Annotated in this window: 16 protein-coding genes, 1 tRNA gene and 2 pseudogenes; 11 read left to right on the forward strand and 8 right to left on the reverse strand. The window is 40.3% G+C overall.

What is annotated here, in order from left to right; genetic code table 11:
* The first annotated feature begins 52 nt into the window (after positions 1-52).
* Positions 53-126: transfer RNA gene (locus NF418_RS08135), tRNA-Pro, on the forward strand.
* A 191-nt stretch (positions 127-317) separates the two neighbouring features.
* Here NF418_RS08135 and NF418_RS08140 read toward each other — a convergent pair.
* Positions 318-580: pseudogene (locus NF418_RS08140) on the reverse strand (ISL3 family transposase); the annotation flags it as partial.
* 156 nt (positions 581-736) lie between these two features.
* A pseudogene (locus NF418_RS08145) lies at positions 737-1,321 on the reverse strand (transposase family protein); the annotation flags it as partial.
* Between the two features lie 145 nt (positions 1,322-1,466).
* Here NF418_RS08145 and NF418_RS08150 point away from each other — a divergent pair.
* Positions 1,467-1,838, forward strand: coding sequence for a hypothetical protein (locus NF418_RS08150; RefSeq protein WP_256779162.1), 372 nt, complete (start codon positions 1,467-1,469; stop codon positions 1,836-1,838).
* A gap of 21 nt (positions 1,839-1,859) precedes the next feature.
* On the opposite strand, the gene NF418_RS08155 is transcribed toward NF418_RS08150, so the two are convergent.
* The 4 genes from NF418_RS08155 to NF418_RS08170 form a co-directional block, all read right to left on the reverse strand.
* Entirely contained in the window at positions 1,860-3,197 is a 1,338-nt protein-coding gene (locus NF418_RS08155; RefSeq protein WP_256779163.1) for an MATE family efflux transporter, read from the reverse strand.
* A gap of 67 nt (positions 3,198-3,264) precedes the next feature.
* Positions 3,265-3,930, reverse strand: a complete 666-nt coding sequence (locus tag NF418_RS08160) for a potassium channel family protein (protein ID WP_256779164.1) — start codon at positions 3,928-3,930, stop codon at positions 3,265-3,267.
* 12 nt (positions 3,931-3,942) lie between these two features.
* The gene (locus NF418_RS08165; protein WP_256779165.1) at positions 3,943-5,292 is read right to left on the reverse strand and encodes a TrkH family potassium uptake protein; all 1,350 of its coding nucleotides are present in this window, start codon (positions 5,290-5,292) and stop codon (positions 3,943-3,945) included.
* Positions 5,293-5,411: 119 nt separating this feature from the next.
* Complete coding sequence (locus tag NF418_RS08170) at positions 5,412-5,951, reverse strand: Gx transporter family protein (protein WP_256779166.1); 540 nt, start codon at positions 5,949-5,951, stop codon at positions 5,412-5,414.
* 185 nt (positions 5,952-6,136) lie between these two features.
* Between NF418_RS08170 and NF418_RS08175 the strand changes: the two genes are divergently transcribed.
* The 5 genes from NF418_RS08175 to menA all read left to right on the forward strand — a co-directional run bounded on the left by NF418_RS08175 (position 6,137) and on the right by menA (position 11,790).
* Complete coding sequence (locus NF418_RS08175) at positions 6,137-8,029, forward strand: NAD(P)/FAD-dependent oxidoreductase (protein WP_248045044.1); 1,893 nt, start codon at positions 6,137-6,139, stop codon at positions 8,027-8,029.
* Positions 8,030-8,047: 18 nt separating this feature from the next.
* Entirely contained in the window at positions 8,048-9,037 is a 990-nt protein-coding gene (locus NF418_RS08180) for a polyprenyl synthetase family protein (RefSeq protein WP_256779167.1), read from the forward strand.
* Between the two features lie 79 nt (positions 9,038-9,116).
* A complete protein-coding gene (locus tag NF418_RS08185; protein ID WP_105150697.1) occupies positions 9,117-9,596 on the forward strand; it encodes an FMN-binding protein in 480 nt (159 codons plus the stop codon).
* A gap of 222 nt (positions 9,597-9,818) precedes the next feature.
* Positions 9,819-10,835: an FAD:protein FMN transferase gene (locus NF418_RS08190; RefSeq protein WP_373325954.1), complete on the forward strand. Its 1,017-nt coding sequence runs from the start codon at positions 9,819-9,821 to the stop codon at positions 10,833-10,835.
* Positions 10,828-11,790, forward strand: a complete 963-nt coding sequence (gene menA, locus NF418_RS08195; protein WP_256779198.1) for a 1,4-dihydroxy-2-naphthoate polyprenyltransferase — start codon at positions 10,828-10,830, stop codon at positions 11,788-11,790. Before NF418_RS08190 ends, menA begins: the two co-directional genes overlap by 8 nt.
* A 165-nt stretch (positions 11,791-11,955) precedes the next feature.
* Here menA and NF418_RS08200 read toward each other — a convergent pair whose 3' ends face one another.
* The gene (locus tag NF418_RS08200; RefSeq protein WP_256779169.1) at positions 11,956-13,038 is read right to left on the reverse strand and encodes a DEAD/DEAH box helicase; all 1,083 of its coding nucleotides are present in this window, start codon (positions 13,036-13,038) and stop codon (positions 11,956-11,958) included.
* Positions 13,028-14,014, reverse strand: coding sequence for a Gfo/Idh/MocA family protein (locus NF418_RS08205; RefSeq protein WP_256779170.1), 987 nt, complete (start codon positions 14,012-14,014; stop codon positions 13,028-13,030). Before NF418_RS08205 ends, NF418_RS08200 begins: the two co-directional genes overlap by 11 nt.
* An 83-nt stretch (positions 14,015-14,097) precedes the next feature.
* Between NF418_RS08205 and udk the strand changes: the two genes are divergently transcribed.
* From udk to NF418_RS08225, 4 genes are all read left to right on the forward strand, one after another.
* Positions 14,098-14,727, forward strand: coding sequence for a uridine kinase (udk, locus tag NF418_RS08210; RefSeq protein ID WP_105108583.1), 630 nt, complete (start codon positions 14,098-14,100; stop codon positions 14,725-14,727).
* Between the two features lies 1 nt (position 14,728).
* A complete protein-coding gene (locus tag NF418_RS08215; protein ID WP_024380061.1) occupies positions 14,729-15,268 on the forward strand; it encodes a PadR family transcriptional regulator in 540 nt (179 codons plus the stop codon).
* Between the two features lie 84 nt (positions 15,269-15,352).
* Positions 15,353-15,622, forward strand: coding sequence for a DUF1294 domain-containing protein (locus NF418_RS08220; protein WP_256779171.1), 270 nt, complete (start codon positions 15,353-15,355; stop codon positions 15,620-15,622).
* Between the two features lie 171 nt (positions 15,623-15,793).
* The gene (locus NF418_RS08225) at positions 15,794-17,677 is read left to right on the forward strand and encodes an LPXTG cell wall anchor domain-containing protein (RefSeq protein ID WP_256779172.1); all 1,884 of its coding nucleotides are present in this window, start codon (positions 15,794-15,796) and stop codon (positions 17,675-17,677) included.
* The last annotated feature ends 69 nt before the right edge of the window (positions 17,678-17,746 follow it).

A 17,746-nucleotide genomic window follows, 5' to 3' on the forward strand; every position in this document is an offset into this window, starting at 1 on the left:
TGCATTACTCGCTTAATGAAGACATTAGGGGAGGTTTATTTTTAAGTAATAACGGGAAGTAGCTCAGCTTGGTAGAGTACTTGGTTTGGGACCAAGGTGTCGCAGGTTCGAATCCTGTCTTCCCGATATATCAGGATTTTTATCAACTGTAGTGGGTAGATGAAAAGCTAACATCTAGAGAGGACGAAATTCGTTCTCTCTTTCTTGTTTTTAGGGATAAGCTGAAAAGGGCTCTCCCCAGCCCTTTTTACTGTTCAAAGCAATCAAAATCCGTTTTTTAAAATTTTCATCTTCCTGAAACCATGAGTAGGATAGGAGTTCTTCTTGACTAGAGCTGTCTCAGCTACGGTCACTTTTTTGCAAGATTTGCACTGAAACCGGCGTTTTTTAAGATAGGGATTTTTGATGACTTTTGAAAATCGTACTTGATACATTTTCCTTGACAATGAGGACAACGAGGACTGTCGTAATCTAGCTTTTCCCGAATTTCCAGATGGGTCAGATGTTTCAAAACGAAGATATTTTTGATGTCTATATCTTTGATTCCGATTAGTTCTGTGGTATGATGGGGTTGTTCCATATGAGTCTTTTTAATGTGAGTTTGGTTGCTTTTCATTATAGGCCATATGGGAGTTTTTTCTACACTCAAAAAGGCTCTAGAATCTCTACAGTGGATTTACCCACTACAGTCTTATAGAGCCAAGAAGCGATTCAGAAACAACTCGCTATAATATTACTGGAGAATACACCAGTGGTTTTTCATGGTTCGATAAGTTAGGGAGCGCGTATCGAAAGTCTTCATAATATCAATTCTACTTGAGCAATAAAGGCGTGTTTTCCCTTGTTCCAACTAAATTCATCCCAGCTCAAGACCTTTGGTAATCTCGTAAAATTATGCTCAAATTGAAACTGAGTAAGTTTCTTCTGGACGACCGACACGGAGATATGTAGTCATCCTAGCGATGGCTATATTGGTCATGTTTTCTGTATGGAGTTGTGCGACTTTCTCCCAAATAGGTTGTGAAATCTGACAGTTTTTCTTGACAAGTGATGTCTCAGATATAGTCACTTTTTGGCAAGATTTGCATTGAAACTGCCGTTTCTTAAGCAGGAGGAGGGGCGTAAAGCCTTGATAATCCAAAATCGGAATCTTTGACGACTTTTGAAAGTCGTACTTGATACACTTACCTTGGCAATGAGGACTGTCGTTGTCTAGCTTTTCTTGGATTTCTAGATGGGGTTGATGTTTCAAAACGAAGATATTTTTGATGTCTATATCTTTGATTCCGATTAGTTCTGTGGTATGATGGGGTTGTTCCATATGAGTCTTTTTAATGTGAGTTTGGTTGCTTTTCATTATAGGCCATATGGGACTTTTTGTACTTTTGTGAACATGTATTTACTTGTTTTCTTAGTTTGTAAATGATAAAATAGATATAGATAAATAGGCTCAGGAGGGCTTGGTCGTGAAAAAATTGATGTACACCTTGTTGGTACTTGCCTATGTTGCAATTGCTTATTTGTCGGTCTATGTCCTTCCGCACTATTATTTTGGTGCAATTATAGGAGCGGCAGGAGCAAGTCTTGGTGCTAGTTTCAAACAGTTCAAGGAAGTTAAAGCTTGTCCTGACAAAGCCTTGTCGGCTTATTTTAAGAGGGATAAGAAAAAGGCAAGTAGTTTATTATTGGTCCTTCTGGGAATATTCTTTTTTATTAGCCTTGTGTTGGAATTTAATTGGCAATATGGCTTAGCTTTTGTAGTGGCGATCAGCTATGCTATGCTTTGGAATGTCCTTCATATCCAATTCTTACGAAAATATTATTTTAAAAACGCATGAGAGTTTCATGCGTTTTCTTTTCTAAATAGTTTGTTCAGCTTTTAATTTTTTCATGAAGATGATGGAACTTGGAATCAGGACGATGATGCTTCCAATCCAGGCGGCGGGGTTAGCGGCGGCGGTTCCATAAAAACCGAAATACTGCATGCCGATGATGGCGACTGCTGCTCGGAAAATCAATTCTCCAAATCCTGCTAGTGTTGGGATAAAGCCCTTGCCAAGTCCCTGAATAAAGCTACGAAGAATAAAGAGGGAAGCAACGATCCAGTAACACGACCCGTTAATGATGTAGTAAACAAGAGCCAAGTCCAGCACTGTTTGACTGGCATTTGGAAGAAAAAGGCTAGAAAAGAATCGATTGGCTAGAATGAGAATAAGTGCAAAAACAATAGCCCAGATGATATTGATGACGAGGGAATGCCGAACACCTTCTCGAATGCGGTCGTAGAGCTTAGCACCGTAGTTTTGAGCTGTAAAAGTTGCGACTGCAAGACCCAGATTGACCATGGGTAGCATAGCTAGCTGGTCAGTACGGAGGGCAATGGCTTGGGCAGCAATAGCGTCCGTTCCCAGTTGGTTGACCATGAATTGTAAAGTCATGGCTCCGATAGCGATAATACTGGCTTGAAAGCCCATGGGAAAAGCTAGTTGTGCGTGTTTCTTGAGATTGTCTTTGTCTAATTTTAAATCAGCAAGCTTGATATGGTATTGGGGAACCTTGCGAACGATGTAAAAAATCAAAAAGAGGACAGAACAGGCTTGAGCTGTAATGGTTGCAAAACCAGCTCCGAAAACACCCCATTTCATGACTAGAATGAAGAAAAAGTCTAGGCCGATATTGATAAAACAAGCGATGATTAGGGCAATCAGAGGTGTCTTAGAATCCCCTAAACTTCGTAAGGCTGAAGAGAGGAAATTATAAAAAATAGTAAAGGTAAGTCCTCCGAACATGGCTGTCAGAAAGGCATGCGAATGGTCGATGATACTATCCGGTGTTTGCATTAAGATTAATATTGGTTTCAAAAAAACTAAGGATAGGATAGTCAGCACAAGACTGATTAGGCTGGCGTAAAACAATCCATGAACAAAGGATTGTTTTAAACCCGCAAAGTCACCGGCTCCAAAACGTTGGGCAGAAATGATGGTCAGACCATTGGTCACTCCTTGAGCAAAACCAATAATCAGAAAAATCAGGCTGGCAGTTGAGCCGACACTGGCAAAGGCATCTTTTCCCAAGGTATGACCCACAATCATAGAGTCCGCAAAGTTATAGGCTAATTGGAAAAAAGAACCAATTAGCAAGGGGATGGCAAATTGTAGGATAACCCATATTGGTCTTCCTTTCGTTAAGTCGTTCATACTCTCTCCTTGGAAACAGACTAGAAGCCTGCCAAATGTTGGTAAGACTTCTGACAGGCTTTTTGGATTAATTAGTTAATTCTTCAAAGTGGTCTACGGTGTTGTGGTCTGTTACTGCTAGAATAAGTTGGTCATGCTTAAATTCGTAGTCAGGTGTCAGATGAATGTTCAATTCCTGATTTTCACCGCTTCTATAACCGATAATGTTGAGTTTGTAGTTTTGACGTAATTTTAACTCTCCAAGTGTTTTACCAATCCATTTTGCAGGTGGATGGAATTCAACAATGGAAACATTCCCTTCGAGCTCAAACAAGCTTGTCGTATCTCTGTGAAGTAGTTGTTTGGCAAGTGAAATGCCCGTCTCACGTTCAGGAGAGATGACCTTATCTGCGCCTACGCGGAGCAAAACTTCTTTTGCAGTTGTTCCTTTAACTTTAGCAACAACTAAAGGTACTCCCAGTACCTTACTATGCATGACCGCAAGGACACTGGATTCTAAATTTTCACCGGTTGCAACAACAACGGCATCACAGTTTTCGATGCCCGCAGCCCTTAGGAGTGTGCGATCGGTAATATCTCCGACAATACCACGAGTCAAAATTGGTTCAAGGTGGTTAATTTGTTGTTCGTGATTATCAATTGCAATAATATTACAATCATACTGGTGCAGGGTTTTTGCGATGGTTGTTCCGAATACTCCTAATCCTAGGATTCCAATAGTGTAGTTTGACATAATTTCTCCTTCTTAAACAAGCATGGAAGATTTGGCATATTGAAGGCTTTCTGTTTTTGAAAGCTTACGAACAGATAAACTGGCAAGGATAGATAGAGGTCCAATTCGACCAAAAAACATGAGTGCCATAATGATAGCTTGACCAGCCATTGTAAGGTTTGGGGTCAGGTTTGCGGTTACGCCAACAGTAGCCAAGGCAGACATGACTTCAAAAATGAGGAACAAAAGTGGTTGTTTATGGTCTGTTAGAGCTAATGCGAAAAGACCGAATAAAAACATTAAAAGAAATACAGAGAAAGTTGCGAATGCCTTTCGAATGGTTAAGTTGTCAATGGTTCTCCCCATAAAATTGGTATGTGGCAACCCAAGGATTTCGCTTCGTGCATATAAGAATAAGGTGATGAAGGCTGTAATTTTGATCCCACCCGCGGTTCCACCTGGGGCTCCACCTAGCATCATTTGGAAAATATAAATCAATAAGGTAATAGGTTGAGCTCTTGTATAATCAATACTTGCAAATCCAGCAGTTCGCATGGTAACTGTTTGGAAAAAGCTAACCAGTAATTTATTTCCAAAAGATAGGTTTCCGATGGTTGAAGGATTATTCCATTCAGAAATGAGCGTTAATAGAGTACCGATTGCTAAAATACTAGCAGTCAAACCTAATACGACTTTTGAGTGAAACCCCAGTCTTCTCAGGTGTCCTTTTTGACCAATTTGGGTTTGAAGGTCAAACCAAACTGAAAATCCTAATCCTCCCATAATGATAAGACTGGCTAAGGTTAGATTAATTAGAGGATGATCAGCGTATTGGACGATACTTGTTGCACCGAAATTATCAAATCCTGCGTTACAAAATGCTGAAACAGCTAGAAAAATTGACGTAAAAAGTCCTCTTGCAAAACCAAATTCTGGGATAAAATGGAAAGAAAGTAATAGGGCGCCAAGTGCCTCAAGAGCCAGAGTGAAGGCAAAAGCCGACTTAATGAAGCTTCTAAAATGTTTAGTATCCGAGCGGTTCAGGGCTTCTTGAAGGGTTGCCATACTCATAAAGTTGATCCTTCTTCCCCCACGAAGTGCAAAGAGACCGATAAAGCCGATCAAACTCAGTCCACCAACTTGAATCAAGAGCATGCAAATGATTTGACCAAAAACGGAATAGGTTTCTGCCACAGCTTTGGTAAATAGTCCCGTCACACAAACCATGGAGACCGTGGTGAAGAGATGGTCCCAGTAATGAGCAGTTGATTTACTAGCTTGTGAAATAGGTAAGCTCAATAATAGTGACCCGATCAATATTACCAATAGAAAGCTGATAATAATACGTTGACCTGGAGAAAGTGCAATCCTAAATGGTATCATAATTTGCCCTTTTCATAAAATAATAAGATGAAGATATTGTAACACAAAAGGAGGAAAAAGTAAGTAACAAACTCAGAAATTTAGCAAGAAAAAAACTAGCTAAGCATATTTAGCTAGACTTACTTCCATTGGGCTAAAACTTGCTGATGGTAGTGACGTAATGGCCCGACTTTTTCAAGTAGATAGGTTGCTGCCAGTCCGACTAGTAACCCTGATAAGATTCCTGTAAACGAGAGGATTGGCAAGTAGTTCAGTACATAGAAAGAACGGGCAATGGTCGCAAAAACTAGTAGCTGACCGAGATTGTGCAGCATCCCACCCAGAATAGAAATTCCAATAGGACTAACACGCTTTGGGCCGAGTTGTTTAGCTGAGAGCATTCCTACGTAACTCAGTGTTGTTCCAGCAAATCCATAGAGAAATGTGGAAAAGGTGCCTCCCAGAAAGGTTGAGATGAGTAAGCGTAGAGCGACAACCTTTAAACTATCTTTAGTAGGGAGGGTAAAAATAGCAATCAGGCTAATCAAATTTCCCAGCCCTAGCTTGGCACCTGGAGCAAAGGCGAAGGGTGGCGTAATCATTCGCTCAATTAAGGAAATAACCACTGCTTGAGCAGCTAACATGGTAATAAAATTAAGGGTTTGTCGTTTGGAATTCATGGAACTGTAATAGAAAACTCTTTCTAGGTGAATATCTATTTTACTATCATACTTGTTTTTATTCACTCTGGCAAGTTTTGTCTGGTGAATATTACTAATTATTGAAAACAAACTTGTCAACTAGAAGTTAAAGGAGTATAATAGAACTATATCTTTTGTTTTTAATTTCACAAGGAGGTAAAATTGTGACGAAAAATATTGTGATTGTCGGCGCAGGCTATGCAGGGATTGCTGCGGCACGACTATTAGGAAAAACTTTTAAGAAAAACGAAGATGTAACTGTTACCTTAATTGATAAAAATTCCTTCCACACCTATATGACAGAGTTACACGAAGTAGCAGCGGGACGTGTGGAAGCAAATGCGATTAAGTATGACCTTCAACGCATCTTTAAAAAATATCCTAAGGTCCAGTTGGTAACGGATAAGGTCGTAGAGATTGATTATGATAAGAAACAAGTCTTAGCAGAGCACCAAACCCTGGATTTTGATTACCTGCTCCTTGCAATGGGAGGTGAAGCCAACGACTTTGGTGTCAAAGGTGTGAAGGAACATGGTTTTACCCTTTGGTCTATCGAGGCAGCCGAACGTTTGCATGATCACATGATTGATGCATGCTATCGTGCCATGCGTGAGCATGATGAAGCCAAACGTCGTGCCCTTCTGACCTTTACTGTTATCGGTGCTGGTTTCACAGGTATTGAAATGATCGGTGAGTTGATTGATTGGGTACCAATTTTGGCACGTGAGTTCAAGTTGGATCCAAAAGAATTCTCCCTCAAGGTCGTGGAAGCAACTCCAAACATCTTGGCGATGGTTACTGAAAAAGAGCAAGTCAAGGCGCGCAAATACCTTGAGAAAAAAGGCGTTGAATTAGTACTTGGCGATGGAGTTGCGAGTGTTCAAGAAGATAGCTTGACACTTTCATCAGGCCGTCAAATTCCAACCTACACGTCAATTTGGACGGCAGGTGTTCAAGCAAATTCTGATGCAAGTGAATTTGGTATTGAAAAAGCGCGTGCTGGACGTCTGGTAGCCAATGAGTTCATGGAAGCGAGAGGCAAGGAAAATGTCTATGTAGCAGGTGACTTGGTCTACTTTGAAGAATCAGAAGGAAAACCAACTCCACAAATTGTTCAAGCAGCTGAGCAAACAGGCCATACGGCAGCAAGCAATATTATTGCAGCCATCAAGGGTGGCGAAAAACACCGCTACAAAGGCAAATACGATGGCTTCATGGTCTCTATCGGTTCGCGTTATGGTGTTGCCTTCTTGATGGAAAAATACCATATGTCTGGTTTTTTGGCCATGGCTGTCAAACACATGGTCAACTTGCTTTATTTCTTTACCATCCGCAGTTTCTTCTATATGGGCTCCTATGTTCGCCATGAATTCTTCGATATTAAGAATAAGCGAAATATCTTTGGAGGTCATACTTCAGGCAAAGGAAATCTTCTCTGGTCTGTGCCAATGCGTGTTCTCTATGGTTCCGTATGGCTTTACGAAGGGATTAAGAAAGCCTTTGGTTTATTTGGAACAACATCATGGTTTGGGGATCAAGTTGTCTTCCCATTCCCTTGGTTAGCTGATCCAGTATCTGGTGCATCTGCTGCTGAGGCGGTTTCAAGTGCCTCACAAGCGGCAACTGCTACGGCAGAAGCAGCCGAACCAATCTTTGGTTTGAGTTATGCTTATGGTGAAGCTCCGATGGCAGTCCTTGATCAAATGCCTGACTGGTTCGCATCAATCATGGAATTTATGATGCCAAACCAAGAAGTGGCTCTCTTTATGCAGAAATTCATGACTCTTGCTGAAATTGGTATTGGTCTTGCCTTGATTGCTGGCGCATTTGTGTGGATTGTATCTGCAGCAACTGTTGCATTGGTCGTTATGTTTAGCTTGTCAGGTATGTTCTATTGGGTCAATATTTGGTTTATCCCAGCGGCAATTTCATTGATGAATGGTGCGGGTAGAGCCTTCGGTCTAGACTACTGGATCATGCCTTGGTTGGGTCGATTCCTGGATCAAAAGATTTATGGGAAGCCCAAGCATATTTACAGTTTAAAGGATAAAAAATAAAGGAAATTTAAAACATTAGTGGTACATCAAATTTGGAATGCTCATCCTGAAGTGAAACAGGGGCTTGAGGAGGTTAAGTCCATTATTCTATCTGAAATGATGGTCCTACATCCAGCAGTGACTTCAAAGATTGTTGAATATGTAGAGGCACCTGGAAAATACCTACGTGCCGGCCTCTGTCTGCTCTTTGCACAAATGACGGAAGGACAGATTAGTAAATCAAAACTGTATTTTGCCGCCCATTTAGAGGTTTTGCATCTAGCAACTCTCATTCATGATGATGTGATTGATGGTGCAGATAAGAGACGGGGTGTTGAAGCAGCCCATCAACAATTTTCAAACCGAATCGCTATTTATACGGGAGACTATCTTCTGGCTTACTCAGGACGCTTGCTTGGGAAAGGACTTCGATTGCAGGAGTTGACGGAGAATGACTTGGATTTGGGCAATGATAAGCTCCTGGAAATTATTCTTCGTGGAGAGTTGTCACAGTTGGTCAATCAATTTGATACCCAAATGACGATGAAAGCCTATCTCAAGCAAATTCAAGGGAAAACAGCCTTTTTATTCGGTTTAGCATGTCAGCTGGGCAGCTTTATCCCAGGGCAATCTAAGAAGGACAGTCATTTAGCCTTTCGTGCTGGTCAAGCTCTGGGTATGGCTTTTCAAATCCGAGATGATTTGATTGACTACCGCTTAGATGTTGAAAAGTCGGGTAAGCCCAGATTGCAAGATATTCAAAATGGAATTTATACAGCACCACTTTTGTTTGCGATGAGTGAGGATCGTTCTATTCGTCAGCGCTTACAGAACTACATTCAAACCCCTAGTCAAGAGGGATTAGATGTGATTATAGATAAGCTATTTGCAACGAATGCCATTGCCAAAACGGAAGGATTGATCGTGGCTTATTTAAATAAAATGAGAAGTCATTTAGACAGACTGAATCGATTTTCTCTCCAATCATTGGAGAGTCTTGTCGAAACGGTTTTTAGTCATTATTTTTAAAAAAATATCTAGACTTTTTCTTTAATTAGGTATATCATTATAAATAGAAAAACTATTTACTTTACAAAGGAGTATTGTTATGAAAACAACTAAAGTTGTCTTGAAAAGTTTGGTCGTTCTTGGTGCGGTCTTTGCACTTGCTGCTTGCGGTTCTAAACAAGAATCGGCTTCAACGTCGTCTTCTTCTGCAGCAACGGCTACCTTGAAAGATGGTACTTACAAAGCTGAGTCAGGTAAGGACGATTACGGCTATAAAATCGTTCACACTTTGACAGTTAAAGATGGTAAAATTAGCGAGTCTAAATTTGATTACGAAGCGGAAGATGGTAGCTTGAAGTCTACGAACGAAGAATACAACAAAAACATGAAGGACAAAGCAGGAGTTTCTGCTGGTGAAGCAATTGAACAATTAAATGCTGCTTTGGTAAAAGAACAAGATCTTTCAGCTGTTGAAGTTGTTTCAGGTGCAACACAGACTACAAATGATTTCAAGAAGAGCACAGAAGCCCTTCTTGCTGCAGCTGCCGAAGGAAATACAGAAACTGTAACTCTTGACTAATTTAGTCAATACTGATAAGACACAGGAGCATCAAGTCGCAACTGTGTCTTCTTGTTTATATAGCCATTTAGTTAATCTTAGATTACTTTGGTGTGTGCTGAAGTGGGAAGGACTCTTTTTGACAAGTTGACTTATTTCCAACTTTTGAAAGTACTAAATGAAACGAAATAATTTTAAGAGGAAAAACGATTGAAAAATTTGATTCGCTTACTAGGGTTAGTTATGATCTCAGTATTGTTAGTAGCCTGTGGAAAACACCAATCATCAGGACTACCAGTTATTAAAAATCCCTTGACTCGTAGTGAAAGCTTACTTCACACAGTAGTGCAATTGAGCATTTATCATGAAAATCAAGAAGAAGCGATGGATGAAGCTATTTCCTATATCAAGGAGATGGAAAGTCTGCTATCCACAAACTTAGAAGGGGCAGATGTCTACCGTATCAATCAGGCAGCAGGAAAAGAAACTGTCAAGGTAGATGAACGTACTTTTGAAGTGATTGAAAACGCTATTGATATGAGTAAAGAAAGTCAGGGGCTATTTGACATTTCCATTGGAGCTGTGAGCAATCTGTGGAAAATTGGAGATGAGGATGCACGTAAGCCGAGTGATGAAGAAATCAAAGCTGCTCTGCCATTTATCAATTATAAAGACATTGCTTTAGATAAAGAGAAGAAGACTGTCTTTATCAAAGAAGGAATGACCTTAGAATTAGGAGCCATTTCCAAAGGTTACATTGCAGATAAGGTTAGAGAATTGTTTGCCAGCAAAGGGATTACGACAGCCATCATTAATCTAGGCGGGAATGTAGTGGTAATGGGGGATTCGCCTACGACGCAAAATGGTTGGAATGTGGGAGTTCAGGACCCAGACCAAGTGCGTGGAGCAACGGTTGGTTCTGTTCCTGGGACACATGATTCAATCGTTACTTCAGGGATTTACGAACGCTTTTTGGAAGTCGATGGTGTCAAATACCACCACATACTGGATCCTAAAACGGGATATCCTGTGGAAAACGATATTTCAGGTGTGACAGTCTTTTCCAAAACTTCTGTTCAGGGAGATGCCTTATCCACAACTCTCTTCTTACTAGGTGTGGAAAAAGGTCTTGACTTTATCAATCAGATTGACGGTGTAGAAGCTGTTTTCATCGATAAGGAGCAGGGCGTTCATCTGAGTGAAGGATTGAAAGAAAGCTTTGAATTAACGAATGAGGAGTATCATCTTGTCAATGAATAAATCAACTAAAGGGCTCAGTTTGACTGTATTTTTAGAATTTGTTGAAATGAAGACCAAGGTAGCCAGTATTTTTCCGATGACCCTGGGGATTTTATGGAGTCTGTATCGCTATCAAGCATTCAATTGGCTCAATACACTTTTGTTCGTTCTCGCCGTACTCAGCTTCGACATGTGTACAACTGCCATTAACAATAGCATGGATTACCACAAGGCCAAGGATGAAACCTATCGTCAAGAAAGCAATGTGATTGGGAAGTTTTCACTTGATTTTCAGCAGATGATTGGAATCGTCTTTGCCTTACTCATTTTTTCAGTGATTATTTCATTAGTGCTTGTTTGGCGGACCAGCTGGCTCCTATTACCAATGGGGGCTCTCTGTTTTCTCATTGGTATCTTTTACACCTTTGGCCCTATTCCACTTTCGAGAATGCCGCTGGGTGAAGTTTTCTCTGGAGTAACCATGGGATTTGGGATTTTTTTTCTAGCGGTTTTTATCCAAGACCCGTCAGGACTAATGATCAGTCAATTGAATGGTCAGTGGATGACCTTGCAATTTTCTTGGACAAAAATAATAGACATTATTTTTATGTCCATTCCTCTGGTAACCTTGATTGCCAATATCATGTTGGCCAACAATACCTGTGATTTAGAAGAAGATATTCGCAACCATCGTTATACTCTGGTTTACTATATTGGCAAGAAAAATGCTCTTAAATTGTATTTTGTCTTAGCAAGCGTACCATGGTTGCTGTGGATAATCTACTGTCTGACTGGATTCTTACCAATCTGGGCACTGATCGGTTTAATCGGTGTTTGGCCTGCTTATAAGAGTCTAGAAACATTTTTGAAAAAGCAAGTCAAACGGGAAACCTTTATCGAGGCAGTAAAGAGCTTTGTACTTTTTTCAGTCATATATGTCCTCATGCTTCTATTGGCTATAACTATGGTTAGGTAGTTTATTTTGATTACTTAGATGTGTGTCAGATTCAGAGTAGGATTTGAGAATAACACCTAATTAGAGTGTAGCTTGAAATTCTATCTACCTAAGCTTGATTTTTAATTGAGTATCAAAATAAAAGTCTTAAAACTATCATAGGATTGGTAGTTTTAAGACTTTTTCTTATATTCTATATAATTCCTGATTTTTTAAGATGACTTCTTGGACTTGGGCATATTTTTTCAACTGTTTGACTTCACTTGGGCTAGAAACCAGGGTAATGACCAGTCCGTCCTTGCCCATGCGACCAGTTCGTCCAGCCCTGTGGGTGTAGGCTTCCTGATCAAAAGGTACTTCAAAGTTAAGGACACATTCCAAATTATCAATATCAATCCCACGCGCGACCAAATCTGTAGCTAGCAAGAGATTGAGTTCATGGTTTTTAAAACGCTCGATAATGACCTTACGGAATTTAACATTAACATCAGAGGCCAGGGAAACGGCATTGACACCGTTGTAGAGCAACTTATCTTCACTGGCGCCAAGGTCTGACAGGCTATTGAAGAAAGTAAGGGCACGAAAATCTGGAATATTGGCAAACTTACGTAGGGTTTCCAAACGGTCGCGCTTGTCTACCATCATATAGCAATGCTGGATATTGTCCAATTTCTGTTCAGATAAGTCGATACTTTCAATATCTTGAGCAATCTTTTTGCGGTCAAACTTAGCTGTTGCGCTCATGTAAATCAACTGGTGGTCACGTGGCACATAGCCGATAATCTTTTCCACAAAATGATATTGAGAATCAGAGAAGAGTTGGTCAAATTCATCCAAAATGATAGTGTTAACATTCATCATCTTGATTTTTTTCAATTTAATGAGCTCGAAAATACGACCGGGAGTCCCAATTAGGATTTCGGGTCCTTTTTTTAGTCGCTCAATTTGACGCTTCTGACTAGAGCCAGATAGAAAGAGTTGGGCGTTAAGACCAATGGTATCTAACCAGGTTTTGCAGACATCAAAGATTTGACCAGCCAATTCTGTATTGGGAGCCAGGATCAGCAATTGTTGAGATTTTTTTGGTGTCAGTGCCAGTAGGCTGGGCCAGAGGTAGGCAAGGGTCTTACCCGTACCAGTTGGGCTGATTGCCAATAGAGATTTGCCAGTTCTGATTGGCTGGAAGGCTTGGACTTGAATGGATGTAAAATCCTCAAAGCCAAGTTGAGTCAACTGGTCAGTCCAGCTAGTTGGGAAATTAGTTTTCATGGGTATCCGCCTTAAAAATTATTCCTGCGTCTTGACGCATGGTGTAAAGAGTTCGATGGACGGCCTCAGCCATATCCAGCCATTTTTCTGCCAGCTCATGATTGTTTCGCAGAATGACCTGTGCAATGGCTTGTACCTCTTCCAGCATAGGATCTTCCTGAGCTTGGATAGGTAGAACTACTTGGCTACCGTCATGTTTGGTAAAAATTGCAGAGCTGATATGTTGGCAAGCATTGAGGGTGAGGGTTCCTTCACTGGTATAAATTTCACTCGGTAGATTGCTAGTGATATTCTTTCCAGCCTGAATGCTTACTAGAAAATCATCATAAATCAGTTGCCCAGTACCATTCAAATCAATGGAGGATGGGAGCTGTTTAGCAGTATATCGGGCTGTAGTTGGCTTACCTAAGAGGCCAATGGCAGTATAGAGGGTATAGACACCCAGATCCATCAAGGCTCCGCCTGAAAAATCAGTTGAAAAGATATTTGGGGTCTGTCCTGCCAAGAGGTCAGGCATTTTGGAAGAGTATTTGGCATAGGAGAAGTTGGCGCCCAAAATAGTTCTATCTTTCAAGAAGTCCTTTATGATAGCGATAGCTTCCTCGTGGTAATTGCGAGCGGCTTCAAATAGAAAGACGCCATTTTCCTTGGCAATCTGACGAAGCTGGGCCAATTCTTGAGGTGTGGACACTATAGGCTTTTCAATAATAACGTGTTTACCGGCAGAAAGGACTGCTTTAGCTTGTTCAAAATGCAAGGCATTTGGGCTGGCAATATAGACTAAGTCAATCGGTGCAGAAAGGAATTTTATCCATTCAGTGTATAAAATTACATTTTCGTAATTTGTTGAAAATGACATAGCGGTTTCCAGTTTTCTTGAAAATATCGCTGATAATTGAAGATATTTACTAAAATGAGCAGAGGAAATGAACTTGTGACTGATGTCAGAGGTACCAATAATACCAAATTTAAGCATAAATTCTCATTTCTTTATGTGTTATCCTTTCCATTATACCATGTTTCGTGGTAAAATAGTATTGAAAATAGAAGGAGATGATGATGACTCAGAAACCCATTATTATTGGCGTAACCGGTGGCTCTGGGGGAGGTAAGACGAGTGTGTCTCGTGCCATTTTGGATAATTTCCCAAATTCACGCATATCGATGATTGAACATGATTCCTACTATAAGAATCAGTCCCACCTCACCTTTGAAGAACGGATACTGACCAATTATGACCATCCACTTGCATTTGATACTGATTTGATGATTTACCACCTCAGTGAATTATTGGCAGGTCGTTCAGTGGATATTCCAATTTATGATTACACTCAGCACACACGTTCGGATAAGACCTATCATCAAGAACCGCAGGATGTATTTATTGTAGAGGGTATCTTAGTATTAGAAGATAGACGTCTACGGGATTTAATGGATATTAAAATATTTGTAGATACGGATGATGATATCCGAATTATTCGTCGGATAAAAAGAGATATGGAAGAACGTGGTCGTAGCTTAGATAGTATCATCGAACAGTACACCTCGGTGGTGAAACCCATGTATCATCAGTTTATCGAGCCGACCAAGCGTTACGCTGATATTGTTATTCCAGAAGGAGTTACCAATGTGGTTGCGATTGACTTGATTAACACCAAGGTGGAGAGTATATTAAGAGAGCGTGGTTAAGATGCCTAAGCAAAGAATATTACCTCATATTATTTTAGGAATTATGGGTGCTAGTGGCCAGATGGTAACTGGGAAACAGATTACCGACTATGTCCAACGTGATTTAGGGGAATTTTGGCAAGTAGCCCATAGTCAAGTCTATCCAGAGTTAAAACGGATGACCAAAGAGGAATTGATTACCTGTCATGCAGTACCTGGTAATGAAAAAGAGAAGCAGTACGCCATGACTGATACGGGACGACAAATTTTAGATGATTGGTTATCTATTCCCAATGATGAAACACCTCAACAGAAAGATCTTTTTTCAATCAAAATGTTCTTTATCCGTGATAAAAAAGATCCTCGAATTCCCGGTTTATTAGAAGGTCAGATTGATTTGGTTTCAAAACATTTGAAACATCTGGAAAATAGAAAAATAGAACTTTTTTCTACCAAGGAAAGTATCCAGGATAATTATGGACACTATCTGATTTTAACTCGAGCAATCGAGCGCAATCGAGCGCAATTGAACTGGTTACGGGAGATTGTTGCTAGTATCTAAACGGTTCGGTTTCCGAGCCGTTTTTTCTTGAGTTATGTACTATTTTATGATAGAGTAAGTGAAATATGAATGGAGGAGAAGATGATGTCGCTTAAACAAATGGTGAGTATGGTCTTGATGGTCTGGAATCTAATCGTGTTTCTGACCTATGGTCTGGATAAAGGGAAAGCCAGAAAGGATGCCTATCGAATTTCTGAAAAGACTTTATTAATGATGTCTTACTTGGGCGGTGGCCTAGGTGCCTGGGCGGGTGGAACCCATTTCCGTCACAAAACTCAGAAAAAGTATTTTCAATTAGCTTGGGCAATCGGTGTCTTGATCGATGCCCTTATTATCTATTGGATGTGGAAATAGGCGAAGGCCTTTTTCTTTTTCTGAAAATATGAAAAATTGCCTAAAAACCATGAAAGAACCGAATGTTTGTATATTAAGCATATAATTTCTTGACAAGGTGCTTTTTTTTTTTAGTATACTGATAAGCGTGCCTTTTGGCATAAAAGTTTTATATAAATGGAGGTTTTTCGTATGAAAATCAAAAGAAGTTCTAGCAAGAAACAACTTGCCAAGTGGACCAAGCTGGGTCTTGGATTAGCAGCGGTCACTGTTTTGGGAGGATTGGTTGAGCCGGTGGGATTGGCAGATTTTGGTTTGACCAAGGTTTATGCAGAAACCTATGTAAATACTTCTGACCAACTTATTGGAGTTGTGATATGGCATATTGCAGAGAATACGGACGGTAGCTCATTCCGCCTAAATGGTGATGGTGGATATATGGAATTTCAACCTGGGCAAGAGATTATATCTTCCGCTCCGAATTACGACGGATATACACTATCACATACCACCTATGCCCCACCTGTATGGGATGGTGGTGATGGTATTCTGAGATATGTGTATATACAAAATGAAGTGGCTGAGCAGCCAAAACCAACTCCAGAACCAGAGGTACCGAATAAACCAATTGAAGAAGAAAATGCAAAACAAATTACAGTATCTCATTATGAAACTCTGGATGATTCTGGTAGTAACCTAAAAATGTTAGCTACCACAACATACACTCTAAAACCAGGAGAATCAATATCCGTTGGAGCAGAACAATTCCCGGGATACCGTCTGGTTGATGGGATGAGTACTATAGTTCGTTACGAAGATTTAGTCAATTCAACTGACAACAATTGGAATTATATATATGTTTTAGATTCTGCAGAAGATACTACGAATGGCAACAACTCTACCGATACTAATACAGTAAACTATACTATCCAATTAGTAGACCAAGATGGTCAAGTTCTCCAAACCATTCAGCAGAGTGGAGTTGAAGGAACTGAAGTTACATTTGAAGCTCCCGTAATATCAGGTTATAGAGTAGGCAAGACTGAGGGTTTTGACTCATGGACCTATGGGAAAAGTGGTACTTTCAGACTAGTTGCTAATAAGACTGTTAAGGTATACTATGACAAAGCTCCTTCTATTGACTCCTTAATTAGACCTGAACAACGTGTGGAATATCAGAAAGTATTTGATGAATTTCATACTACGATATTAAAAGCATTCGAAGTTTATAAGAGAGAGCTAGGAGTTGATGATATTACGTATGAAGCGAATGATTTAGAAAAAATATTTGCGGACAGTAATTTATCTGTACTCCATTCGGAATTAGTATTGGAGCAACCCTTATTTGCTAAATCAGTAGGTCTAGTCTTGACAGATCAAGATATTATCAACGCTATAGGTTGGACTCCTGAATACTGGGATCATCAAATCGCTTACCATAAAGAAATTATTCAGAAACTTGAAAAAGCATTGGCTAACATTGCTGCATCAAAGGTAATACCGACAGTTCCAGTAGATCAATCGATCACGATTAAGGCTGTCTATACTGAGGAACAAATTGAGCCTGGTCAAAAGGTTGATGTCTTGAAAGAAATTGAGTATACCCTTAATCCTGGAGAAAGTATTGTCCTAGAACCCCTCACATTTGAAGGTTGGACATCAAGAGTAGCTCACGAAAGACAAACAGTTACGTATGAAGACGCTAAAAATAGCCTTAGCAAGAGATACACCTTCTACTACTTGAAAGATTACACAATACCGACAGACAAGCAAGTCGAGCAGCCAGTTGAAACCCCAACCGAGCAACCAGTTGAGCAGCCAGTTGAAATACCAACTGCGAAGCCAACTGAACAGTCAGCACAAGGCAAACAAGCAACCAAGCAGGGAGATAAGGAGCAGGATCCGTCAGCTAGCTCAAGCCAAAAGGAAGAAGTCAAACCTGCATCAACTAGTCAGTCACAGGCTAAATCCCTACCAGCTACTGGTGACGCTCATTCTGTCTTGCATATGATAGGTCTGGGCTTACTGGGACTAGCAGGTCTAGTTGTGAAAAGACGTTCAGGCAAGTCATCTTAATTAAGAACCCTATAAACGAGATTGAAAGATCTCGTTTTTTGCTGGTTTCTAACAGTACCTACTGTCATG

It is taken from the genome of Streptococcus suis, assembly GCF_024509555.1.
In the GTDB taxonomy this organism is placed as follows: domain Bacteria; phylum Bacillota; class Bacilli; order Lactobacillales; family Streptococcaceae; genus Streptococcus; species Streptococcus suis_AD.